Source organism: Pseudomonas sp. S2_B07, assembly GCF_054668435.1.
The window spans coordinates 3,856,520-3,877,866 of record NZ_CP162769.1; the positions used below are offsets into that span (position 1 = coordinate 3,856,520).

Annotated in this window: 20 protein-coding genes; 11 read left to right on the top strand and 9 right to left on the bottom strand. The window is 60.4% G+C overall.

Annotated elements, in window-relative coordinates; all coding sequences use genetic code 11:
• Positions 1–114 precede the first annotated feature (114 nt).
• Both AB4N43_RS17705 and AB4N43_RS17710 read left to right on the top strand, forming a co-directional pair.
• Complete coding sequence (locus tag AB4N43_RS17705; protein ID WP_027926420.1) at positions 115–666, top strand: disulfide bond formation protein B; 552 nt, start codon at positions 115–117, stop codon at positions 664–666.
• A gap of 177 nt (positions 667–843) precedes the next feature.
• Positions 844–1,302, top strand: coding sequence for an Rsd/AlgQ family anti-sigma factor (locus AB4N43_RS17710; RefSeq protein WP_027926421.1), 459 nt, complete (start codon positions 844–846; stop codon positions 1,300–1,302).
• Positions 1,303–1,361: 59 nt separating this feature from the next.
• On the opposite strand, the gene AB4N43_RS17715 is transcribed toward AB4N43_RS17710, so the two are convergent.
• On the bottom strand, positions 1,362–2,027 hold the full coding sequence (locus tag AB4N43_RS17715; RefSeq protein ID WP_027926422.1) for an FKBP-type peptidyl-prolyl cis-trans isomerase: 666 nt from the start codon (positions 2,025–2,027) through the stop codon (positions 1,362–1,364).
• 192 nt (positions 2,028–2,219) lie between these two features.
• Here AB4N43_RS17715 and AB4N43_RS17720 point away from each other — a divergent pair, with 192 nt between their 5' ends.
• On the top strand, positions 2,220–3,383 hold the full coding sequence (locus tag AB4N43_RS17720) for an AlgP family protein (RefSeq protein ID WP_027926423.1): 1,164 nt from the start codon (positions 2,220–2,222) through the stop codon (positions 3,381–3,383).
• On the opposite strand, the gene AB4N43_RS17725 is transcribed toward AB4N43_RS17720, so the two are convergent.
• On the bottom strand, positions 3,380–3,844 hold the full coding sequence (locus AB4N43_RS17725; RefSeq protein WP_027926424.1) for a TIGR02444 family protein: 465 nt from the start codon (positions 3,842–3,844) through the stop codon (positions 3,380–3,382). The two genes, AB4N43_RS17720 and AB4N43_RS17725, sit on opposite strands and share 4 nt — an antisense overlap.
• Before the next feature lie 50 nt (positions 3,845–3,894).
• Here AB4N43_RS17725 and AB4N43_RS17730 point away from each other — a divergent pair, with 50 nt between their 5' ends.
• From AB4N43_RS17730 to rhtB, 3 genes are all read left to right on the top strand, one after another.
• Positions 3,895–5,805 carry an ATP-binding cassette domain-containing protein gene (locus AB4N43_RS17730; RefSeq protein WP_027926425.1) on the top strand — a complete coding sequence of 637 codons (1,911 nt, stop codon included), beginning with the start codon at positions 3,895–3,897 and terminating at the stop codon, positions 5,803–5,805.
• Positions 5,805–6,386 (top strand): mechanosensitive ion channel family protein, encoded by a 582-nt coding sequence (locus tag AB4N43_RS17735; RefSeq protein WP_027926426.1) that lies wholly within the window; start codon positions 5,805–5,807, stop codon positions 6,384–6,386. Before AB4N43_RS17730 ends, AB4N43_RS17735 begins: the two co-directional genes overlap by 1 nt.
• A gap of 246 nt (positions 6,387–6,632) precedes the next feature.
• Positions 6,633–7,265: a homoserine/homoserine lactone efflux protein gene (rhtB, locus tag AB4N43_RS17740; protein ID WP_027926427.1), complete on the top strand. Its 633-nt coding sequence runs from the start codon at positions 6,633–6,635 to the stop codon at positions 7,263–7,265.
• A 56-nt stretch (positions 7,266–7,321) separates the two neighbouring features.
• On the opposite strand, the gene AB4N43_RS17745 is transcribed toward rhtB, so the two are convergent.
• Genes AB4N43_RS17745 through AB4N43_RS17760 form a run of 4 tightly spaced genes read right to left on the bottom strand, consistent with a single transcriptional unit; the run spans position 7,322 to position 10,464 of the window.
• On the bottom strand, positions 7,322–8,065 hold the full coding sequence (locus AB4N43_RS17745; protein WP_027926428.1) for a hypothetical protein: 744 nt from the start codon (positions 8,063–8,065) through the stop codon (positions 7,322–7,324).
• Between the two features lie 3 nt (positions 8,066–8,068).
• Complete coding sequence (gene lpoB / locus AB4N43_RS17750; RefSeq protein WP_027926429.1) at positions 8,069–8,659, bottom strand: penicillin-binding protein activator LpoB; 591 nt, start codon at positions 8,657–8,659, stop codon at positions 8,069–8,071.
• Positions 8,660–8,682: 23 nt separating this feature from the next.
• Positions 8,683–9,054, bottom strand: coding sequence for a YcfL family protein (locus AB4N43_RS17755; RefSeq protein ID WP_460151771.1), 372 nt, complete (start codon positions 9,052–9,054; stop codon positions 8,683–8,685).
• A gap of 12 nt (positions 9,055–9,066) precedes the next feature.
• Entirely contained in the window at positions 9,067–10,464 is a 1,398-nt protein-coding gene (locus tag AB4N43_RS17760; protein WP_194940471.1) for a COG3014 family protein, read from the bottom strand.
• Between the two features lie 168 nt (positions 10,465–10,632).
• Here AB4N43_RS17760 and AB4N43_RS17765 point away from each other — a divergent pair, with 168 nt between their 5' ends.
• Together AB4N43_RS17765 and AB4N43_RS17770 are read left to right on the top strand one after the other, a co-directional pair.
• On the top strand, positions 10,633–12,531 hold the full coding sequence (locus tag AB4N43_RS17765) for an FTR1 family protein (RefSeq protein ID WP_027926432.1): 1,899 nt from the start codon (positions 10,633–10,635) through the stop codon (positions 12,529–12,531).
• Positions 12,532–12,638: 107 nt separating this feature from the next.
• Positions 12,639–13,094, top strand: a complete 456-nt coding sequence (locus AB4N43_RS17770; protein WP_027926433.1) for a YaiI/YqxD family protein — start codon at positions 12,639–12,641, stop codon at positions 13,092–13,094.
• Positions 13,095–13,149: 55 nt separating this feature from the next.
• Here AB4N43_RS17770 and elbB read toward each other — a convergent pair whose 3' ends face one another.
• Positions 13,150–13,818, bottom strand: a complete 669-nt coding sequence (gene elbB / locus AB4N43_RS17775; RefSeq protein ID WP_027926434.1) for an isoprenoid biosynthesis glyoxalase ElbB — start codon at positions 13,816–13,818, stop codon at positions 13,150–13,152.
• Between the two features lie 115 nt (positions 13,819–13,933).
• Between elbB and AB4N43_RS17780 the strand changes: the two genes are divergently transcribed.
• The gene (locus AB4N43_RS17780) at positions 13,934–15,169 is read left to right on the top strand and encodes a sterol desaturase family protein (protein WP_027926435.1); all 1,236 of its coding nucleotides are present in this window, start codon (positions 13,934–13,936) and stop codon (positions 15,167–15,169) included.
• Here AB4N43_RS17780 and AB4N43_RS17785 read toward each other — a convergent pair.
• Positions 15,150–15,782, bottom strand: coding sequence for a DedA family protein (locus tag AB4N43_RS17785; RefSeq protein ID WP_027926436.1), 633 nt, complete (start codon positions 15,780–15,782; stop codon positions 15,150–15,152). The two genes, AB4N43_RS17780 and AB4N43_RS17785, sit on opposite strands and share 20 nt — an antisense overlap.
• Positions 15,783–16,258: 476 nt before the next feature.
• Here AB4N43_RS17785 and hemB point away from each other — a divergent pair, with 476 nt between their 5' ends.
• Both hemB and ppk1 read left to right on the top strand, forming a co-directional pair.
• Positions 16,259–17,272, top strand: coding sequence for a porphobilinogen synthase (gene hemB, locus AB4N43_RS17790; RefSeq protein WP_027926437.1), 1,014 nt, complete (start codon positions 16,259–16,261; stop codon positions 17,270–17,272).
• Between the two features lie 18 nt (positions 17,273–17,290).
• Complete coding sequence (gene ppk1 / locus AB4N43_RS17795; protein ID WP_059181977.1) at positions 17,291–19,519, top strand: polyphosphate kinase 1; 2,229 nt, start codon at positions 17,291–17,293, stop codon at positions 19,517–19,519.
• A gap of 86 nt (positions 19,520–19,605) precedes the next feature.
• On the opposite strand, the gene ppx is transcribed toward ppk1, so the two are convergent.
• Positions 19,606–21,108 (bottom strand): exopolyphosphatase, encoded by a 1,503-nt coding sequence (gene ppx / locus AB4N43_RS17800; protein WP_027926439.1) that lies wholly within the window; start codon positions 21,106–21,108, stop codon positions 19,606–19,608.
• Positions 21,109–21,347: the final 239 nt, after the last annotated feature.

The following is a 21,347-nucleotide window of genomic DNA, read 5'->3' on the forward strand; positions in this document are numbered from 1 at the left end:
GACACTGTCGGGAATTCCCTACACTTCTGGTGAAGTGTCCGTGCCGGCCTGCCTTGAAAGGCTGGCGCGCTTTCCTCTACCGTAACCACCTGTCTCTACTGGTACGGAAAAGCCATGTCTTTGGCCTGCTCACGCTCCTTGTTTTTCATGGTTTTCATTACAGGTTCCCTGGCCTTGGGCGTTTCCTATTACCTGGAATATGCGGTCGGACTCAAACCTTGCGGCCTGTGCGTTTTGCAGCGGGTTTGTCTGGCGTTGCTGACGGGTGTTTGTCTGACAGCCTCCGTGCAGGGCCCCGGACGCTTTGGATCGTTCCTGTATTGGTTACTTGGATTCTTCTGCAGCCTCGCGGGCATGATTACGGCGTGGCGGCAGATTTTGCTGCAAAGTGACCCATCACATGTGCTGTCGACGTGCCCGCCAGACCTGGAAGGCTCGTACGAGAACATGCCCTGGTTGTGCCGGGTCACGGAGATGTTCAAAGGGAACGCTGATTGTGCCGAGATTTCCTGGACATTGTTCGACCTGAGCATTCCGGAATGGAGCCTGCTGTTCTTTGTCGGGGTGACGATTCTGGGGGTTTATCAGTTGCTGCGCGTCGTCTGGCTCGCGTGTGAGCGACCGCTCAGCGGCGTGTCGTCGCACCGGGTGCAGATGGGTGATTAAACACTTGTATGAACTTTATCTCCTGCGTACCTTGAAGCCACAGTCGCGCGGGCATAATCTGGCCCGCACGTGTCATTGGAATTATGTTGCTCGATGACGCTCTGCCCGACCGCCCACTGACGTAACAAGAGGCGAGCAGGCATAGAGCAGCTGACCCACAAGGGAAGAGAGATCACCATGCTCGAAAGTTGTCAGAATGCTCAGGAACGCTGGGGCGGAGTGCACCTGCTGATCGATCGCTGGTTGCAGGAGCGCAAAGATCTGATTGATGCCTACGACAAGCTCGGTGCAAAGCCTGAAGCACTGAGCGAGGATCGAAAGCCCTTGCAGGAGTTCTGCGGAGTGCTGGTCGATTACGTGTCTGCCGGGCACTTCGAGATCTACGAGCAGTTGACGGGGGAGGCCAAGGCTTTCAACGACAAGCGTGGTCTGGAACTGGCCGAGACCCTCTACCCGCGCATCGATGTCATCACCGAGAAGCTGCTGGCGTTCAACGACCTGTGTGATGCAGGCAAGTGCGTCGCGGAGAAATTCAAGGAGTTGGGCGGCTTGTTGCATGAACGCTTCGAACTGGAAGATTGCCTGATCGAAGTGCTGCATACCGCTCACAAGGAAGAGGACTCGGTTCAGGCCTGAATCCCTCCCGGCAAGTTAAAAACGGTGCGCACTGCGCGCCGTTTTTTTATGCCTGTTTTTCAGCTGGTAGCGCCGCGCAATTCGACTTCAAAAACCAGCGGGGTGAAGGGGGCGATCAGGTCGCCGGCACCGTCCGCGCCATAGGCTTGAGACGATGGAATCACCAGGCGCCATTTCGCACCCACCGGCATGTTTTGCAGTGCGCTGCGCCAGCCGCTGATCACGCTGTCGAGACTGAACCACTGCGGCTGATTGTTCTGATCGAACACCGTGCCGTCCGGCAGGCGCCCGACATACAAAACCTGGACCTTGCCATTTGGGCCGGCCTTGGCACCGGTGCCGGGAGTCAGCTCTGTCAGCAACACGCCATCGGCCAATTCGCGAACACCCGGTTTGGCTTTTTCCTCAGTGAGAAATCGCTGCTCTTTTTCCAGTGCGGCTTCGCTTTGCGGGAGCGCCGGTTGCTCGGCGAGCTGGGCTTCATGCTCGGCCAGGATTCGCTCGATCTGCTCGTCCTTCAGCGCCAGTGGCTTGCCTTGATACGCTTGTTGCAGACCCTCCAGCAGTGCCTGAAGTTGTAGATCGGGAACCTCCTGACGCAGGCGTTCACCGAGGCTCGCGCCCAGGCTGTAAGCAAGATCGTGAGGGTTATTTGCGGAGGTTTTTTCGTCGGCTTGAGCCACTGAAAAAAACACGCACAGCGATAAAAAAAGGTAGCGCGACATGGGCACTCTCCGACCTGGAATGCGGTGGATTATGCCAGTGAGAATGCGCACAAAGGTGAACTGGTTTTGCACAAGCGCAGAAGTTTTTCGATCCGTTGCAACGCAACGCTTTCGATACTGTCAACATGCCCTAGCGGCGGTAGCAGCAGAGGTCTAGTATGAGCCGCACCCACGTCAGCCAGGAGGTAAACCATGTCGGCCACCAAGAAGCCTGTAAATACCCCGTTGCACTTACTCCAACAACTGTCGGGCAGCCTGCTCGAGCATTTGGAAAACGCTTGTTCCCAAGCCTTGGCTGATGCTGAAAAACTGCTCGCCAAACTGGAAAAACAGCGCGGAAAAGCACAGGAAAAATTACACAAGTCCCGTACCAAATTGCAGGACGCTGCGTCGGCCGGCAAGGCCAAGGCACAAGCCAAGGCGAAGGACAGCGTGCAGCAACTCGAAGACGTGCTCGATGCCCTCAAGGATCGTCAGTCCGACACCCGTGCCTACATTCTGCAACTCAAACGCGATGCTCAAGAAAGCCTGAAACTGGCCCAAGGCGTCGGTCGTGTACAAGAGGCTGTCGGCAAGGCGTTGTCCCTGCGTGCAGCCAAACCTGCTGCAGTACCGGTCAAGAAAGCCGCTGCCAAGCCAGCTGCTGCAAAAGCGCCGGCCAAGCCTGCTGCCAAGCCAGCGGTGAAAACTGCTGCAAAACCTGCCGCTGCGAAAAAACCAGCCGCTGCCAGCGCTGCCAAACCGGCGGCTAAAACAGCCGCTGCGAGACCTGCCGCCAAGCCAGCCGCCGCGCGAACCGCTGCTGCCAAGCCTGCTGCAAAATCGCCTGCTGCCAAACCTGCTGCTGCAAGAGCCGTAGCCGCTAAACCGGCTGCTAAACCAGCCGCCAAAACGGCTGCTGCAAAACCTGCTGCCAAGCCAGTTGCTGCGCGAACCGCTGCTGCCAAGCCTGCCGCTAAACCGGCTGTAAAAGCTGCTGCCAAACCAGCTGCTAAACCCGCTGTAAAAGCTGCTGCCAAACCGGCTGCTAAACCTGCCGCCAAAACGGCTGCCGCGAAACCCGCTACTGCCGCCAAGCCAGCCGCTGCTAAACCAGCCGCTAAACCTGCCGCTGCTAAACCGGCTGCAAAACCAGCCGCCAAACCTGCCGCTGCCAAACCGGCTGCAAAACCAGCGGCCAAACCAGCTGCTGCAAAACCTGCCGTTGCCAAGCCGACTCCAGCGCCTGCTGCCAAGCCAGTGACTCCGGCGCCAGCAGCATCGGCTGCACCCGCAGCAACCACCTCGACAGCCACGGCTGCGCCAACGCCAGCCGCACCGTCGAGCGCCAGCACCACCCCAACCAGCGCTTCCTAAGTGCCGGTTACCGCGACGCGCAGCTGATGCAGCGCGTCGCGGTCCAGGTTGGCGGCGCCTGCCGCCACACCTTCCAGCCAGGCCGTCAGATCGGTCGCCTCACCCTGCGGCCAGCTCTGCGCCGTTCGCTCCAGCCGCAACAACAGATGCCGTTCGGCTTCCAGCTCCAGCGCCTTCACTTGTTCACGCAGCTTTTTCAGCTCGGCATCGTCAGTCGCGACGACTTTCCATCGCATGCGCAAGGCGCGCAACGGTTGCACGACGTCTCCATCCCAAGGCTCCGCCACGGTGCGCAGTAGCTTGATTCGCTGTTCATTGCAGACGACGCCACGCTGTCCAAGCCACGCTCCACAGAACAGCAAACACACATTGGCGCCGGCTGACTGCAACTGCAGGCATGCGCGTTCGACGCCGGGACGGGCGTAAGTGGTCAGGGAAAAGCTCCACAGGTCAGAGGACATAGTGCTACTCGCGCCAGTTGCGAGCGAAGCTGGTAGACTCCGCCGCCATTATGATTCGACTTCAGAACCTGACTTTACAGCGTGGCCCTCAACGTCTGCTAGAAGACGCTGAGCTGACCCTGCACGCCGGCCACAAAGCCGGCCTCATCGGTGCCAACGGCGCCGGCAAATCGAGCCTGTTCGCCTTGATCCGGGGCGAACTGCACCCGGACTCGGGTGACTGCTTCCTGCCGGCCGACTGGCGCATCGCCCACATGCGTCAGGAAATCGAGACGCTCGAACGCCTGGCGGTCGACTACGTGCTCGATGGCGACCTGCGCCTGCGTGAGGTGCAACGCGACCTCGCCGCAGCCGAAGCAGCCCATGACGGTGCCGCTCAGGCCCGCCTGCACTCGGAACTCGACAGCGCCGACGGTTACACCGCCGACGCCCGGGCCAGAAAGTTGTTGGCCGGCCTTGGGTTCACCAACGAGCAGATGGATCGCCCGGTAGGAGATTTCTCCGGTGGCTGGCGGATGCGTCTGAATCTGGCGCAGGCTTTGATGTGCCCTTCGGACCTGCTGCTGCTCGACGAACCAACCAACCACTTGGACCTCGACGCCATCATCTGGCTCGAAGAGTGGCTGAAAAGTTACCCCGGCACATTGTTGTTGATTTCCCACGACCGGGATTTTCTCGATGCCGTGGTCGATCACGTGGCTCACGTCGATCAACGCAAGATCACGCTGTATCGCGGTGGCTATAGCGCCTTCGAGCGCGCCCGCGCCGAACGTCTGGCCCAGCAGCAGCAGGCTTACGAGAAGCAGCAGGCGCAACGTGCGCACATGGAAAGCTACATCGCCCGCTTCAAGGCCCAGGCCACCAAGGCCCGCCAGGCCCAGAGCCGGATCAAGGCGCTGGAGCGGATGGAAGAACTCTCCGCCGCCCACGTCGATTCGCCGTTCGATTTCGTTTTCCGTGAATCGCAGAAAATCTCCAGCCCGCTGATCGACCTGTCCGATGCCCGTTTGGGTTACGGCGACAAAGCTGTGCTGGAGAAGGTCAAGCTGCAACTGACCCCTGGCGCGCGCATCGGTTTGCTCGGCCCGAACGGCGCCGGTAAATCGACCCTGATCAAAAACCTCGCCGGTGAACTCGAACCGTTGTCCGGCCGACTGACCCGTGGCGAGAACACCGTCGTGGGTTACTTCGCCCAGCATCAACTGGATTCTCTCGACGCCAAGGCAAGCCCTTTACTGCACTTGCAGCGTCTGGCCCCGACCGAGCGTGAACAGACCCTGCGCGACTTCCTCGGTGGTTTTGACTTCCGTGGTGCGCGCATCGATGAGCCGGTGCTGAATTTCTCCGGCGGCGAAAAGGCCCGTCTGGCCCTGGCGTTGATCGCTTGGGATCGGCCGAACCTGCTGCTGCTCGACGAACCGACCAACCACCTGGACCTGGAAATGCGCCTGGCGTTGACCATGGCGCTGCAGGAGTTTAGTGGCGCGGTTCTGGTGGTTTCCCACGATCGTCATTTGCTCAAAAGCACGACCGATAATTTCTATCTGGTGGCGGACGGCAAGGTCGAGGAGTTCGACGGCGACCTGGAAGACTACGCCCGTTGGCTGGTCGACTATCGCCAGCGCAATGCACCGGTCAACAACACGCCGGTCAATCCGGACAAGACCGACAAGAAGGCCCAGCGCCAGGCTGCGGCTGCGTTGCGTCAGCAACTGGCGCCGCACAAGCGTGAAGCTGACAAGCTGGAAGCCGAGCTGGGCAAGCTGCACGAGAAGCTGGCGAAGATCGATGCCAGCCTTGGCGACAGCGATATTTACGAGCCGGCGCGCAAGAATGATCTGCGCGATCTGCTGGCTGAACAGGCCAAGCTGAAGGTGCGTGAAGCCGAGCTGGAAGAATCCTGGATGGAAGCGCTGGAGCTGCTGGAAAGCATGCAGGCGGAGCTGGAGGCACTGTCTTGATGGAGGCGTTCAAGCTGCCATTGCCGGCGGTGTGGATCGAGCCCCTCTGGCTGGTCGTGCAGATCCTGCTGATTCTGCTGGCCGGCTACTTCACCCAGCGTTTCGTTGCCAAGGGCCTGACCCGGCTGGGCGAGCGCTATCCGTTTCCGCCGCAATTGCTGATGCCGCTGCGAGGCGGTCTGCGCTGGCTGATCATGGGCAGTGCGCTGATTTTCGTGCTGGAGCGCCTCGGGGTGTCGGCCACCGTACTCTGGACCGCATTGTCCGGTTTCGTCGCGGTGGCGGCGGTGGCGTTCTTCGCCATGTGGAGTGTGCTTTCCAACCTGCTGTGCGCGATCCTGATTTTCACCGTCGGCCCATTCCGCCTCGGCGATGTGGTCGAGTTGGTGGACACCACTGACAAGCCCGGCGTCAAAGGCCGGGTGGTGGCGATCAATCTGCTGTACACCACGTTGATCGAAGCGGAAGAACTCGGGACTGGCAGTGCGATGGTTCAGGTGCCTAACAGCCTCTTCTTCCAACGATCGGTTCGGCGCTGGCGGGGGAGTGATGTGTTCCCCTCGAGCGGGTTCGAGAAGTAAGGCTGCTGTAGTCTGATAGATCGCCATCGTCGGAACGCCGCCCGGAGCGAGCTCCTACAGGGTTTTCGGCTGTTCACTAAATAGGTGTCCACCGAGGATTCAATGTAGGAGCGAGTCTGCTCGCGAAGGGGTCCTAAAGCTGTAAACGCTGGTCGGCAGCCGTAACATCCTGCAAAAAATCGATAGTCATCCGCCCAAAGCCGCATTAGCTTAGACGTCTGTCACGAGTCTGAGTCGAGGTGTGCAATGGAGCTTCAAACATGGCTGGCGTTTTTTGCTGCCTGCTGGGTGATCAGTCTGTCGCCTGGTGCCGGCGCCATTGCGTCGATGTCCAGCGGTCTGCAATACGGTTTCTGGCGCGGTTACTGGAATGCCCTGGGCCTGCAATTGGGCCTGGCGGTGCAGATCGCGATTGTCGGCGCCGGTGTGGGCGCGATCCTCACGGCTTCAGCGTCCGCCTTCTATGCGATCAAATGGTTCGGCGTGGCGTATCTGGTGTACCTCGCCATCAAGCAATGGCGCGCGTTGCCCAGCGACATGAGCGATGACGCGGCTGTGCGTCAGATCGGCAAGCCGATGGCGCTGGTGTTCCGTGGTTTCCTGGTCAACATCAGCAACCCCAAGGCGCTGGTGTTCATGCTCGCGGTGTTGCCGCAGTTCATTGACCCGCACGCTCCGTTGCTGGCTCAGTACCTGATCATTGGCGTGACCATGATCTGCGTCGACCTGATTGTCATGGCCGGTTACACCGGGTTGGCGTCCAAGGTGCTGCGTCTGTTGCGCACGCCCCAGCAGCAAAAACGCATGAACCGTACGTTTGCCGGGCTGTTTATTGGCGCGGCGGCATTTATGGCGACTCTGCGTAAAGCCGCGGTATAAAAGCTGTCAGGCACAAAAAAGGCGACCTTTAGAGGTCGCCTTTTTCATTTCGGGTGTCAGCGCAGAATGACCGGCGCGGTATCCGGCGGCAGGTCATTGCGTAGCTCGGGTGGCCCCGGCGGTTGATAACTGCCATCACCGAGCTGCTCGCTCAATTGCCGCGCCACATCCTCACCCAGCGACCTGGATACTTCGCGCACCACCCGCGGCCGGTTCAGCGAGACGTGGATATCCCGGTCATTCACCAGTTTGGTGTCCTGAGCCTCACCCATTGCGGTGAAGGCCGAGGTGATCTCGTAGGTTTTGGTGTTGATCAGGCTGAAGTCAGCCACCAGGGTCAGCGCCAGCACCGCTGAATAGCTGTCGGTATTGGCCAGTTCGTTCATGTCCTGGGTGAAGTCGATGTCTGACAGCGTGCCGAACAGCACGTAGTCGGCTCCCTCGAAATCACCGGCCTTGATGCGTTGGATCACGTCATACACATCGCGTTTGGCGTTGGCGGTATAGGGCGTCCCCTGAACCAGCTGGAACATCCCGGTCTTGAGCATCTGACCCTTGATGTCACCGCTGAATCGACGGATTTCGGTCTGTTCCAGATAGCTGTTCTGCGTCGTGTACTCGTCATAACTGGACGAGCCGCTGGCGCCGTAATAATCCTGCTGATGATCATCCCTAGACGAAATCACGTGGACGTATTGATCCACGCTGGCCTCATAGGCGATGTCGGTGACAGCGATTTTCGGGGCCGCCTGAACGCCCAGGGCGCAGGTCAGGGCCATGATGCCAATCCATGCACGCATTGTTCAGCGCTCCGTGGTCTTGCGGATTTCTTTCTCGTCCATCCACTCGGCCAGCCCGCTTTCGACATCGATCAACTGCAGGCTGAATTTGTAGAAGACGTCCTTGTAATCATTGCTGCGCTTGACGATCGAGCTGATCGAGCCTTCCAGTCGATAGCGGGCGGCGATCATGTTGCCGGTCTTGGCCACCGTGCTTTTCTTGTACAGGCCGCTCTGGTTTTGCAGTTTGAGTTGATCGACCTGGCTCTGCATGTCGGTGTTGTCGCTGGCAAAGCGGGCGGTACCGGAGCGCATCAGCTGGGTCTTGATCGACGTGGTGATGTCGCGCGTGTCGATGTACTCGCTGGTCTTGTTTCGTACGTCGTACACCTGAACGACTGGACGACCTTTCAGGACCCCGGACTGGGCGAGCGAGCGGGTCATGCTTTCAGCGATCATCTGCAGGTCGGTGGAACCGAATTCGTTGGTCACCAGCTCCACGGCTTTCGGGTCGCCGTAACTGATGTTGCCGCTGCCCAGTACCGGCGAGTGATTGACCGCGCAGCCGCCAATCAGCAGGGCGCTAAGGGCGAGGGACGACAAGCGTACAAACATGGGCAGGTTCTCGTGTGGACGGTTCACGGCGTATTGATCTCCAGACGGAAATCCACGGCTTTTGGCACGGGAGCGATCGCCGGCAGGAAGCTCGTCTGCTCGGCATACAGGGTCAGGCTTTTCCAGGACTCGGCTTCGGCCACTGGAAAACCTTCGGGGCCGAGCCACAGATAGCGGTAGTAGAGCGTTTTGTTACGGGTGTCGGCGTTACTCAGCTGCGTGCTGACGGTGAGGAAACCGTTTTCCCGGGCCATGCGCATGGGGCCGATAGCCAGGTCCTCGATCGGTCCCGTGGCCAGGACTTTGCTGGCGGCACTGCCCGGTTCCGGCGGCGGTGGGGTGGTGCAACCGGCCAACAGGGCCAGCGCGACAACGGCGATGCATTTCAATCCCATGAAGATCTCCGTTCAGGGTTGAGCGCGGCGGGTGACAGCCTGCGGTGCGGAAGGGGGGTTGAGCTCCAGAGCAACATCAGCGGCGAAAATCCGGTTGCTCACTGCGCGCAGGCTGAAGGCTTGATGTGTCTGGTCGATCCTGAACCTGACCGGTAGTTGTTCCGGGGCATTGGGCAGGGTCAGTTGATGCTCGCCTTTCTTGAGTCGCAGGCGAGCGATCAGCGTCTTGTCCGGTAGCGTGCGCCAGCCTCGTGTGTCGGCATCTTCACGTTGAGTTTGCTGCACGAGGGTTTCCTCAAGCTTTTCGGGTTTGTTTTTTTTCAAATAGGCCAGGTACTCGACATTGGACCGGGCGCGATGGAGCGTGCGCTGGATGATGCCAGGCATGTCGTCGCGCAACGTTCGCCGTGACATGTCGCCATAGCTGTTGAGCAAGGTCAGCTTATGTTTTTTGCCGTCCACCATGACGAAGTCCACCGGTGGCGTAGACGCATCGGGGACAAGGATCGGGAACGACATGTTGGTGATGTAGGTTTCGCCTTCGACATCCACCGAAATCGGCACACGCACCGAGTTGCGCGCGGGTGCAAGGCCGGTTTGCACGATCAGCAAGACATCGCTTTCGCCGGCCTTGAGCGGCGACTTGTCGAGATTGCGCAGCGCCTGCTCAAGCAGCGGTGTGTTGGGGCGCAACTCAAGGGCTTTGCGATACCCCGGCGCGGCGAGGTCTTTTTCGTCAAGCGTTTCATAGACGAAACCTGCCAGGTAATGACTGAACGCACTTTGGTAGCTGTTTTTCAGGGCAGTCACTTCAGGCGCATCGAGGGTCGCCACCGGGTAGCCCTGAAGGTTCTGGTATTTCAGGGGTACGCCTTGCTCCTGGGCCTGGTTCTCCAGTGCCAGGTATTGCACGTCGCGCTTTTCGGCAATGGTTGCCTCGCGCTCGTGGGTTTTCTTGATCATCACCCGAGCGAGGTCGACTTCGGCACTGGACAGGCACGTCAAGGCCATTTGCGTGGTCAGGGCGACCTTCTCGAAATCGTAGCCATCGTACAAACGCACTTTGTCATTGGCGCCGTAACTGTTGAACTCGGTGAAGGCTTTGAAGGCGCCGAATCGCGGCGAGTTTTCCCACCCCTCAATCAGCCGGTCGGCGTAATCCCAGCTGGCGTAGCTACCGGTCATATCGCCAGTGAGCCGCAGCAGTTCGCCCTTCTCGAAGTTATAGAGCAAGTCGCCCGGGGCAATGGGATTGTTTCGGTCCAGGACAGCAACGGCGGAGTCGACCTGGCCGGCTTTGAAATAGTCGAGGGTCTCGCTCAACTCCGCGTTGTAGTCCCGCAGGGTGGGGCAACCGCTCAGTAGCAAGCATGCACCGAGCAAAAACAAGAAGCGCAGGCGGGTAGCCATTTGCTGTGTGTCTTCCTTGAAGATAAGCCGCCAAGAGGCGGCAAACTATAGAGGCGAATGATGGCACTTTGTTCCGCGCCCTCTGATCTCTTCTTGCAGACAAAGCTTGAGTGAAACTCATTGAGAGTGAACAATGTGTTACTTCGTATTTCCATTTGAGATTTATTCATGATTGCCTCCTCTCGTTTTCCGGCGTGGCTCGTGCTGTCGGTGATCGCGTTTTGCAGCTTCAATGCGCAGGCCGAAACCACGGAAGGTGCGCCGAAGGCCCTGCATTTGCTCGATTACATTGGCGCTGATTACCCGGCGACGGTCGAGGCGGGCAAAGTCATCGATGAGTCTGAATACCGCGAACAGCAGGAATTCCTAAAGGTGTTGCAAGGTTTGATCGCCGATTTGCCGGCCAAACCTGAACGCGCAGAACTGGAGCAGGGCGTCAGCAGTCTTGGCGCTGCGATCTCCGCTCGCAAAGATGGCGCGGACGTCGCCCATCAGGCGCGGCAGTTGGGGGCAAAACTGGCGGTGACTTATGAGGTCAGCCAGGCCCCGGTCATCACGCCGGATCCGACCCGCGGCGCGCCGCTGTATGCCCAGCAATGCTCGGTGTGCCATGGCGATGCGGGCGCTGGTGACGGCCCGGCAGGTGTCGGTATGACGCCACCGCCGGCCAATCTGCGCGATGCCGCGCGACTGGACCGTCTGAGCCTCTATGCGATCTACAACACGCTGGGCATGGGCGTTGAAGGCACCGACATGCCGTCCTTCGCTGACCAGCTCGATGATCGTCAGCGCTGGGACCTGGCGACCTACATCGCCAGCTTCAGCGCCGATCCGGCCGCGGCAAAATCCGAGAAAACCTACAACATCGCCGACCTGGCTCGTCAGACGCCAGCCGAAGTGCAGGCCGCTGAAGGTCCGCAAGCGGCCGCGACCTTCCGCGCGCAACGGGCGCAACCGCCGCAGGTCAAGCGCGGCCCGGGGCAGTTGCTGGATTACACGGCGGCCACCTTGGACAAAAGCATCGCCGCCTACCGTGCAGGCGATCACGATCAGGCCTATGACCTGTCGGTGGCGGCGTATCTGGAAGGGTTCGAGCTGGTCGAAAGCTCCCTCGACAACGTCGACGCCAACGTGCGCAAAGACACTGAAAAATCGCTGATGGCGTACCGTCAGTCGTTGCAGGATGGTTTGCCGGTGGCTCAGGCCCAGCAGCGTCTGGACACGGCCAAGGCCAAGCTGAAGCAGTCCGCCGACTTGCTGGGCAGCGATGGCCTGAGCTGGACCTTGAGTTACATCTCCGGGTTGCTGATTTTGCTGCGTGAAGGCCTGGAAGCGATTCTGGTGCTGGCGGCGATTCTGGCCTTCCTGCGCAACACCGGCCAGCAATCGGCCGTGCGCAGCGTTAACGTCGGCTGGGGCCTGGCGTTGTTGGCCGGCCTGGGAACCTGGGCGCTGGCGGCGTACGTGATCGATGTCAGCGGCTCGCAACGCGAATTGCTGGAAGGCGCGACGGCGCTGTTTGCCTCGGTCATGGTGCTCTGGCTCGGCGTGTGGATGCATGACCGTCGCCATGCGGCGGCGTGGCAGGATTACATCAAGAGCAGCCTGGTGGGTGGTGGCGGGCGTTTCGGCTTCGCGATCCTGGCGTTCTTCTCGGTGTATCGCGAGTTGTTCGAAGTGATTCTGTTCTACGAAACCCTATGGCTGCAGGCCGGGCCTGCGGGGCACAACGCGGTGTTGGCCGGCGGCGCGACGGCGCTGGTGCTGTTGGTGGGGCTGGCGTGGGTGATTCTGCGCGGTTCGGCGAAGTTGCCGCTGGCGTTGTTCTTCAGCATCAACGCCGGCCTGCTCTGCGCGTTGTCGGTGGTGTTCGCCGGGCACGGCGTGAAGGCGCTGCAGGAAGCGGGGATCTTCGGCACGCGGCCGGTGCCGTTCTTTGATTTTGACTGGCTGGGCATTCATGCGGATGCGTATTCGCTGAGTGCTCAGGCGGTGGCGATCATTGCGATTGTTGTGTTGTATAGCCGTAGTCGGATGGCGGAGAAGCAGCGGGTGGCCGCCTCTTAACAGCATTCGCTGCGCTCATCATCGCGGGCAAACCACGCTCCCACAGGATTGCGTATAACCTGTGGGAGCGTGGCTTGCCCGCGATTTTTTTTGAAGAGGAAAACATGATGCGAGTCTGGATCGACGCTGACGCCTGCCCTCGGGCGGCCAAGGATCTGGTGGTGAAATTCGCCCTCAAGCGCCAGTACGAAGTGGTGCTGGTGGCGGGGCAGCCGCAGATCAAGCCGGGGCTGGCGCTGGTGAAATTGATCGTGGTGCCGAGTGGCCCGGACGCCGCCGATGATTACCTGGTGGAGCATGCGGTGCCGGGTGAGCTGGTGATTTGCAGCGACGTGCCATTGGCGGATCGCCTGGTGAAGAAGGGCGTGGCCGCACTCGACCCGCGAGGCAAGGAGTTCGATGCGCAGAACATGGGCGATCGGCTGGCGGTGCGCAACCTGTTCACCGATCTGCGTGAACAAGGGCAGATGGGCGGTGGCCCGGCACCGTTTGGCGAGCGCGAGAAGCAGGCGTTCGCCAATGCACTGGACCGGATACTCACCCGGCTGACCCGTAAGCCCTGAGCCTTGCGTCGACCCCTGTGGGAGCGAGCCTGCTCGCTCCCACAGTGGATTGAGGTCAGGCGTCGTTTTCGTGGGTCAGTTCGAGGACGCGGTCGACCATTTTGTTGATACCGGACGCCGCTTCGCTGATGGTTTGCGCCAGCATGTACGCTGGGGTACTCACCAGTTTTCGCGCCCTGTCCTCGACGATTTCAGTTACGGCGCAGTCAGTATGCGTCGCGCCCATTTTGTTCATGGCTGCCGCGGTCTCGGCGTCGTTGCCGATGGTGCAGTTCACCCCCGGGCCGTAGATCTTCGCCGCCAGCGCGGGCGATATGCACATCAACCCGACCGGTTTGCCCGCCTCAGCGAAGGCTTCGGTCAGCGCCAGGACATCCGGCTGCACCGTGCAACCGGCGCCTTCAATCGCAAAGTTCGACAGGTTCTTGGCCGAGCCAAATCCGCCGGGCACGATCAACGCATCAAAATCGTCGACGTCGGCGTCGCGAATGTCCTTGATATTGCCCCGGGCGATCCGCGCCGATTCCACCAATACGTTGCGCGACTCGGGCATTTCCTCACCGGTCAGGTGATTGATCACATGCAATTGCGCGATGTTCGGCGCAAAGCACTGCACCTGTGCGCCACGCTGGTCCAGTCTCAGCAGGGTAATCACGCTTTCGTGGATCTCGGCGCCGTCGTACACGCCACAGCCGGAAAGGATCACTGCAATTTTTTTGCTCATGGGTTGTTCTCCAGATTCATGGCGTTAAATGTCCACTAATTTGTCGCTCGTTGCCATAGGGTAAATGGGCGGCTACACCTAGCATCTGTCCTCAAGATTCCGATCAGGGCGCGTCATGGACTTCATTCTGTATGCGGTGCCGTTTTTCATTGTGCTGATCGCTGTCGAACTGCTGGCCGATCGTTGGCGCGGAGTCAGCCATTATCGCGTGGCCGATGCGATCAACAGCATGAGCACCGGTGTGCTGTCGACCACCACGGGCTTGTTGACCAAGGGGGTCGGGCTGCTGACCTACGGGTTTGCCCTTGAGCATGTGGCGCTGTTCGAACTCTCGGCCGACAGCGTCTGGGTCTGGGTGCTGGCCTTTTTTCTCTACGACTTCTGCTATTACTGGCTGCACCGCATGGGCCACGAACGCAATATCCTCTGGGCCGCGCACTCGGTGCATCACCAGAGCGAGGAGTACAACCTGTCCACGGCCTTGCGCCAGACCAGTACCGGCTTCCTGCTGGGCTGGATTTTCTACCTGCCGATGGCCGTGCTCGGCGTGCCGCTGCTGGTCTTCGTCAGCGTCGCAGCGCTGAATCTGCTGTATCAGTTCTGGGTCCATACCAGGCACATTCCCAAGCTCGGCTGGTTCGAATGGTTCTTCGTGTCGCCGTCCAATCATCGGGCTCACCATGCGCAGAACGCTCTCTACATGGATCGCAACTACGGCGGGGTGTTCATTATTTGGGACCGTCTGTTTGGCTCGTTCCAGGAAGAGGACGATAACGAACCGGTGATTTTCGGGGTGACTACGCCGTTGGCAAGCTGGAATCCGCTGTGGGCCAACGTGCAGTTCTATGTGCAGTTGTGGAATGACGCGCGGCGAGCCGAGCGCACATGGGACAAGCTGCGGATCTGGTTCATGCGCACCGGTTGGCGTCCGGCGGATGTGGCGGCCAGGTACCCGATGAACAAGCCCGACTTGAACCTGTTCCGCAAATTCGAGGTGCCGCTGGACGGGCGTCAGCAACTGTATGTGGCGTTACAGTTCTGCACTTACATCGCGCTGGGCAGCTACTTGATGAATCTGGAGCGCAGCCTGCCAACCGCCGCGTTGGTGCTCGGCTGGAGCGCGGTGGCGCTGGGATTGTTTACGTTGGGCGTGGCCCTGGAAAATCGCCCGTGGGCGTTGAAGCTGGAGCTGCTGAGGTTGGTATCGAACGTGCCGTTGGTGTGGCTGGCGCCGTTGGCAGGGCTGTGGCCGGCCAGCGCAGTGGGCTGGATCGGCCTGCTCAGCTACAGTCTGCTGAGCGTTATCGGTCTCTACTGCTGCAGAAACCGCTTCACTCGTTTGGCGTCTTAGGCACTTCGGCGTGAGCCCGTGCGGCTTTCAGGGCTTGCTCGTCGGCGTAGATCTTTTTCGCCAGACGGGCATTCTTGAAGCGCCGACGCAGCCACAGGCCCAGGCCCAGTACCAGCAAGGCGCCGAGCACCCACAGTTCGTACTTCTTGACGCTGCCGAGCATGCCTTCCAGTACGGCGCCAAAGTGGTAAGCCGCTGCCGCCAGGGCTGCCGCCCAGACCGCCGCGCCAATGCCGTTGAGCAGCAGATAACGTCCCGGTGGATAGCCTGACAGGCCGATGGCCACCGGCATCACCGTGCGTAAACCGTAGACAAAGCGGAAGCTCAGCACCCAGATGTCCGGGTGTTTGCGGATATGTTCCAGCGCCCGATCGCCCATCATCTGCCAGCGCGGCTTGCGGGCCAGCAGTTTGCGCCCGTGCTTGCGCCCCAGGAAGTACCACAGCTGATCACCGGCATAACTGCCGAAGAACGCCACGACTACCACCAGGTTAATGTCCATGTATCCGCGGAACGCGAGGAAGCCGGCGAGCACAAGAATGGTTTCGCCTTCGAAGAACGTGCCGAGAAACAGGGCAAAGTAGCCGAAGTCATGCAGAAATTGTTGGAGCATTGTCTGGGTGCTGGCGAAATGAACGCGCAGCCTAACCCTTCGTGCACATTCATGAAAGTGTCCAAATGTGTCTCGACGTGAACATTTCCTACAACGACAATGGAATGCGACTATAGGGGGCGTTCTCAATCAGTTTCCCCACCGCGCCGGGTCTGCTGCTGTGCAGGTCAAGGCGCGAGAAGCGCGGTTGGGTCATTCCAAATAAGCTTCGAGCAACGCAGCCCTGCACAACAGCAGCCCCGGCCCTTCGGGTTGTGCCTTAAAGCGGGCCAGGCTGCGTTGCAGGCCTTGGAAAGGGAACAACCATTCCCAGCGGCCTGCGTCTTGCCTGGCCCGCTTTAAGGCGACAACGCGGGGGGGGGAACTAATTGAGAACGCCCCCTAGTCACAGGGGTGCACATAACTGTAATACGTTCGTCATAATGGCCGCTTATAACTGTCACGCTCGCCCGTAAGCGCGGGCTCAGGAGTCTGTCGTGAGCTTTACCCCCGCCAACCGTCTGTTCCCCGCAACCCGCCTGCGCCGCAACCGCCGTGATGATTTTTCGCGTCGACTGGTCCGTGAAAATGTTCTGACCGTCGACGACCTGATCCTTCCGGTGTTCGTCCTGGACGGTGAAAACCGTCGCGAAGCGGTGGCCTCGATGCCGGGCGTCGAACGCCTGACCATCGACCTGTTGCTGGAAGAAGCGGCCAAATGGGTCGAGCTGGGGATTCCGGCGCTGGCGCTGTTCCCGGTCACGCCACCGGAGCTCAAGACACTGGATGCCGCCGAAGCCTGGAACCCGAACGGTATCGCCCAACGCGCCACGCGCGCCTTACGCGCACAGTTCCCGGAACTGGGGGTGATCACCGACGTTGCCCTGGACCCGTTTACCACCCACGGTCAGGACGGCATCATCGACGAAGAAGGCTACGTGCAGAACGACATTACCGTCGATGCACTGGTCCGGCAGGCCCTGTCCCACGCCGAAGCCGGCGCCCAAGTGGTGGCCCCCTCGGACATGATGGACGGCCGCATCCAGGCGATCCGCGAAGCCCTGGAGCTGGCGGATCACGTCAACGTGCGGATCATGGCCTATTCGGCAAAATACGCCAGCGCCTACTATGGCCCGTTCCGCGATGCGGTCGGTTCGGCGCTGAACCTGGGCAAGGCCAACAAGGCCAGCTATCAGATGGACCCGGCCAACAGCAACGAAGCCCTGCACGAAGTGGCGGCGGACTTGTCAGAAGGCGCGGACATGGTCATGGTCAAGCCAGGCATGCCGTACCTGGACATCCTTTACCGGGTCAAAGAAGAATTCAAAGTGCCGACGTTTGTTTATCAAGTCAGCGGCGAATACGCCATGCACATGGCGGCGATCCAGAATGGCTGGTTGAGCGAAGGAGTGATTCTCGAATCCCTGACCGCTTTTAAACGTGCAGGCGCCGATGGCATCCTGACTTACTTCGCCGTCCGTGCCGCTCAACTGTTACGAGAGCAGAAATAGCCCTCCCAGGAACATTCCATGAATACCGAAGGACTCACTGAAGTTGCCGTAAAAGAGGCTCAACCCCTGGTCGAGCAAATCGCCGAAACCCCGCCGGAGCTGGAGCCTGCTCCGCCTGCGGTGGTGGCCGAAACCGCTGTCGCAGCCGCGGCGCCGGCGATTGCCATTCCCGGTCTGGATGACAGCAGCCTGTACATCCACCGCGAGCTCTCGCAACTGCAATTCAACATCCGCGTGCTGGAACAGGCGCTGGATGAGTCCTATCCTTTGCTGGAACGGCTGAAATTTCTGCTGATCTTCTCCAGCAACCTGGACGAGTTCTTCGAAATTCGTGTGGCCGGCCTGAAGAAGCAGATCACCTTCGCCCGTGAACAAGCCGGCGCCGATGGCCTGCAACCGCATCAGGCCCTGGCCCGCATCAGCGAGCTGGTGCACGGTCACGTTGACCGCCAGTACGCGATCCTCAACGACATTCTGTTGCCGGAACTGGAGAAACATCAGGTCCGCTTCATCCGTCGTCGTTATTGGACTACCAAGCTCAAGACCTGGGTCCGCCGTTATTTTCGCGACGAGATCGCGCCGATCATCACCCCGATCGGCCTCGACCCGACGCACCCGTTCCCGTTGCTGGTGAACAAGAGCCTGAACTTCATCGTCGAACTCGAAGGCATCGACGCCTTCGGTCGCGATTCCGGTCTGGCGATCATCCCGGCACCGCGCCTGCTGCCGCGAGTGATCAAGGTGCCGGAAGAGGTCGGCGGCGCCGGCGACAACTATGTGTTCCTGTCGTCGATGATCCACGCTCACGCTGATGACTTGTTCCAGGGCATGAAGGTCAAGGGCTGCTATCAGTTCCGTCTGACCCGAAACGCCGACCTGGCGCTGGATTCCGAGGATGTGGAAGACCTGGCCCGCGCACTGCGCGGTGAGTTGTTCTCGCGTCGCTACGGTGACGCGGTGCGTCTGGAAGTGGCGGATACCTGCCCGAAACACCTGTCGGACTACCTGCTCAAGCAATTCAACCTGAGCGAGTCCGAGCTGTATCAGGTCAACGGTCCGGTGAACCTGACGCGTCTGTTCAGCATCACCGGCCTGGACAGCCAGCGCGAGCTGCAATACCTGCCATTCACGCCACAGATCCCGAAACTGCTGCAAAACAGCGAGAACATCTTCAGCGTGATCAGCAAGCAGGACATCCTGCTGTTGCACCCGTTCGAATCGTTTACCCCGGTGGTCGACCTGCTGCGTCAGGCCGCCAAGGACCCGCACGTTCTGGCCGTGCGCCAGACCCTGTACCGTTCGGGCGCCAACTCGGAAATCGTCGATGCGCTGGTGGATGCCGCGCGTAACGGCAAAGAGGTCACGGCGGTGATCGAATTGCGCGCACGCTTTGACGAAGAGTCGAACCTGCAACTGGCCAGCCGTCTGCAAGCGGCCGGTGCGGTGGTGATCTACGGGGTGGTCGGTTTCAAGACCCACGCCAAGATGATGCTGATCCTGCGTCGCGAGGCGGGGGAAATCGTCCGTTACGCGCACTTGGGCACAGGCAACTATCACGCCGGCAACGCGCGCCTCTACACCGACTACAGCCTGCTGACCTCCGACGACGCCTTGTGCGAAGACGTCGGCAAACTGTTCAGCCAGCTGATCGGCATGGGCAAAACCCTGCGCATGAAGAAGCTGCTGCATGCGCCGTTCACGCTGAAGAAGGGCATGCTCGACATGATTGCCCGGGAGACTCAGTTCGCCCTCGACGGCAAACCGGCGCACATCATCGCCAAGTTCAACTCGCTGACCGATCCGAAGATCATCCGCGCGCTGTACAAGGCCAGCCAGTCGGGCGTGCGCATCGACCTCGTCGTACGCGGCATGTGCTGCTTGCGTCCGGGCATCGCCGGGGTTTCGCACAACATCCACGTGCGCTCGATCATCGGCCGTTTTCTGGAGCACACCCGGGTCTTCTACTTCCTCAATGGCGGCGACGAGCAGATGTTCCTCTCCAGTGCCGACTGGATGGAGCGCAACCTCGACAAGCGCGTCGAGACCTGCTTCCCGGTGGAAGGTCGCAAGCTGATTGTGCGGGTCAAGAAAGAGCTGGAGCTGTACCTCACCGACAACACGCACAGCTGGAGCCTGCAGTCTGACGGTCGTTACATCCGTAACACGCCAACCGGCAACCAGAACCCGCGCAGTGCGCAGGCAACCTTGTTGGAGCGTTTGGGCAGCCCGATCCTGACGGTGCGCTAACCCACAGGGGAGGTGTGTCGCTCGCTGAATCGCGGGCACAAAAAAGGGCGATCCATTGGATCGCCCTTTTTACGTTTAGCGGGTTTTCAGCGGGCGTTCAGGACAATGTCGACGCGGGTGAGCCATTCCGCTTCGATGGCGAAGTCGGCCTGGGTCAGTTGGTTTTCGTCCAGCCATTGGTCCGGGAACACCACCTCCAGGCTGTTGCCATTGGCGTGCAGTTCCACTTGAGGCATTTGCTGGGTGCCGCGGATGTGATGGAACAGGATCGCAAAGCGCAGCAGCACGCACAGGCGAATCAGCTTGATGCCGTCATCACCGAACTCGGCGAATTTGTCCTTGGGAATGTTGCGTCGGTGGCCGCGCACCAGCAGTGCGAGCATTTGCTGGTCCTCGCGGGAGAACCCGGCGAGGTCCGAGTGCTCGATCAGGTAGGCGCCATGCTTGTGGTACTGATAGTGAGCAATGTCCAGGCCCACTTCGTGGACCTTGGCGGCCCAGCCCAGCAGTTCGCGCCAGACACCGTCATCCAGGTCCCAATCCTTGGCCACTTGATCGAAGGCGTGTAGGGCCTTGCGCTCGACCCGCGCCGCTTGTTCCAGGTCGACGTGATAACGCTCCATCAGCGAGCTGAGCGTGCGCTCACGGACGTCTTCGTGGTGATGACGGCCCAGTAGATCATAGAGCACGCCTTCACGCAGGGCGCCTTCGCAGTGGTCCATGCGCTGAAGTTCGAGGGCGTCGAAAATTGCCTCGAGGATTGCCAAACCCGCCGGGAAAATCGCCCGGCGGTCGGGCTTGATACCGTCAAAGTCGATTTTCTCGACGTCGCCGAGCTTGATCAGTTTGCGTTTGAGCCAGGCCAGGCCCTCAGCATTCACCTCGCCCGTGCCGTGGCCGCCGGCCTTCAGCGCCAGGCCGATGGCGCGGATGGTGCCCGAGGAGCCGATGGCTTCATCCCAGGTCAGGCGGTGCAGGGCGTGCTCGATGCTCATGATCTCCAGCCGTGCCGCGGTGTACGCCTGGGCGTAACGGGCCGGGGTGATCTTGCCGTCCTTGAAATAGCGCTGGGTGTAGCTGACGCAGCCCATTTGCAGGCTTTCGCGCAACAGCGGCTCGAAGCGCTGGCCAATGATGAACTCGGTACTGCCGCCGCCGATGTCGGCCACCAGGCGTTTGCCCGGGGTGTCGGCGAGGGTGTGGGACACGCCGAGGTAAATCAGGCGCGCTTCTTCACGGCCGGAGATGACTTCCACCGGATGGCCGAGGATGTCTTCGGCGCGGCGGATAAATTCGGCGCGGTTACGGGCCTCGCGCAGGGCGTTGGTGCCGACGATCCGCACGGCGCCCGTGGGCATGCCGTTGATCAGTTGGGCAAAGCGCTTGAGGCAGTCGAGCCCGCGTTGCATGGATTCTTCGTTGAGATGGCGCTCTTCGTCGATGCCGGCGGCCAGCTGAACCTTCTCCCCGAGACGCTCGAGAATACGGATTTCGCCGTTCTGGGCCTTGGCCACGACCATGTGAAAGCTGTTGGAGCCCAGGTCGATTGCGGCGATCAGGGACAGATTCTTGGCTTGGGATTGCGGCATGGTCAGGGGGTCTCGGTCGATAACCTCGACATCGTGCCACGATCAAAGGCTGGCGCCAACGCGTAGGAGCTGCCGAAGGCTGCGATCTTTTATCGCGGGGGCATTCGTGGCGTTGCAGATGGCCTCTTCGCGGGCGAGCCCGCTCCCACAGGTTTTTGCGTCGAGCACATGATCGCGTTCCAACAGAGAACCCTGTGGGAGCGGGCTTGCCCGCGAAGGTGGCCTCGAAGGCCCTGAAT

Coding starts and splice junctions, on each gene's coding strand:
- AB4N43_RS17780 (WP_027926435.1), top strand. CDS start 13,934: ATGGACTTCATTCTGTATGCGGTGCCGTTTTTCATTGTGCTGATCGCT.
- AB4N43_RS17730 (WP_027926425.1), top strand. CDS start 3,895: ATGATTCGACTTCAGAACCTGACTTTACAGCGTGGCCCTCAACGTCTG.
- AB4N43_RS17735 (WP_027926426.1), top strand. CDS start 5,805: ATGGAGGCGTTCAAGCTGCCATTGCCGGCGGTGTGGATCGAGCCCCTC.
- AB4N43_RS17785 (WP_027926436.1), bottom strand. CDS start 15,782: ATGCTCCAACAATTTCTGCATGACTTCGGCTACTTTGCCCTGTTTCTC.
- AB4N43_RS17755 (WP_460151771.1), bottom strand. CDS start 9,054: ATGGGATTGAAATGCATCGCCGTTGTCGCGCTGGCCCTGTTGGCCGGT.
- elbB (WP_027926434.1), bottom strand. CDS start 13,818: ATGAGCAAAAAAATTGCAGTGATCCTTTCCGGCTGTGGCGTGTACGAC.
- AB4N43_RS17725 (WP_027926424.1), bottom strand. CDS start 3,844: ATGTCCTCTGACCTGTGGAGCTTTTCCCTGACCACTTACGCCCGTCCC.
- lpoB (WP_027926429.1), bottom strand. CDS start 8,659: ATGTTTGTACGCTTGTCGTCCCTCGCCCTTAGCGCCCTGCTGATTGGC.
- rhtB (WP_027926427.1), top strand. CDS start 6,633: ATGGAGCTTCAAACATGGCTGGCGTTTTTTGCTGCCTGCTGGGTGATC.
- AB4N43_RS17705 (WP_027926420.1), top strand. CDS start 115: ATGTCTTTGGCCTGCTCACGCTCCTTGTTTTTCATGGTTTTCATTACA.
- AB4N43_RS17715 (WP_027926422.1), bottom strand. CDS start 2,027: ATGTCGCGCTACCTTTTTTTATCGCTGTGCGTGTTTTTTTCAGTGGCT.
- ppx (WP_027926439.1), bottom strand. CDS start 21,108: ATGCCGCAATCCCAAGCCAAGAATCTGTCCCTGATCGCCGCAATCGAC.
- ppk1 (WP_059181977.1), top strand. CDS start 17,291: ATGAATACCGAAGGACTCACTGAAGTTGCCGTAAAAGAGGCTCAACCC.
- AB4N43_RS17710 (WP_027926421.1), top strand. CDS start 844: ATGCTCGAAAGTTGTCAGAATGCTCAGGAACGCTGGGGCGGAGTGCAC.
- AB4N43_RS17770 (WP_027926433.1), top strand. CDS start 12,639: ATGCGAGTCTGGATCGACGCTGACGCCTGCCCTCGGGCGGCCAAGGAT.
- AB4N43_RS17745 (WP_027926428.1), bottom strand. CDS start 8,065: ATGCGTGCATGGATTGGCATCATGGCCCTGACCTGCGCCCTGGGCGTT.
- AB4N43_RS17720 (WP_027926423.1), top strand. CDS start 2,220: ATGTCGGCCACCAAGAAGCCTGTAAATACCCCGTTGCACTTACTCCAA.
- AB4N43_RS17765 (WP_027926432.1), top strand. CDS start 10,633: ATGATTGCCTCCTCTCGTTTTCCGGCGTGGCTCGTGCTGTCGGTGATC.
- AB4N43_RS17760 (WP_194940471.1), bottom strand. CDS start 10,464: ATGGCTACCCGCCTGCGCTTCTTGTTTTTGCTCGGTGCATGCTTGCTA.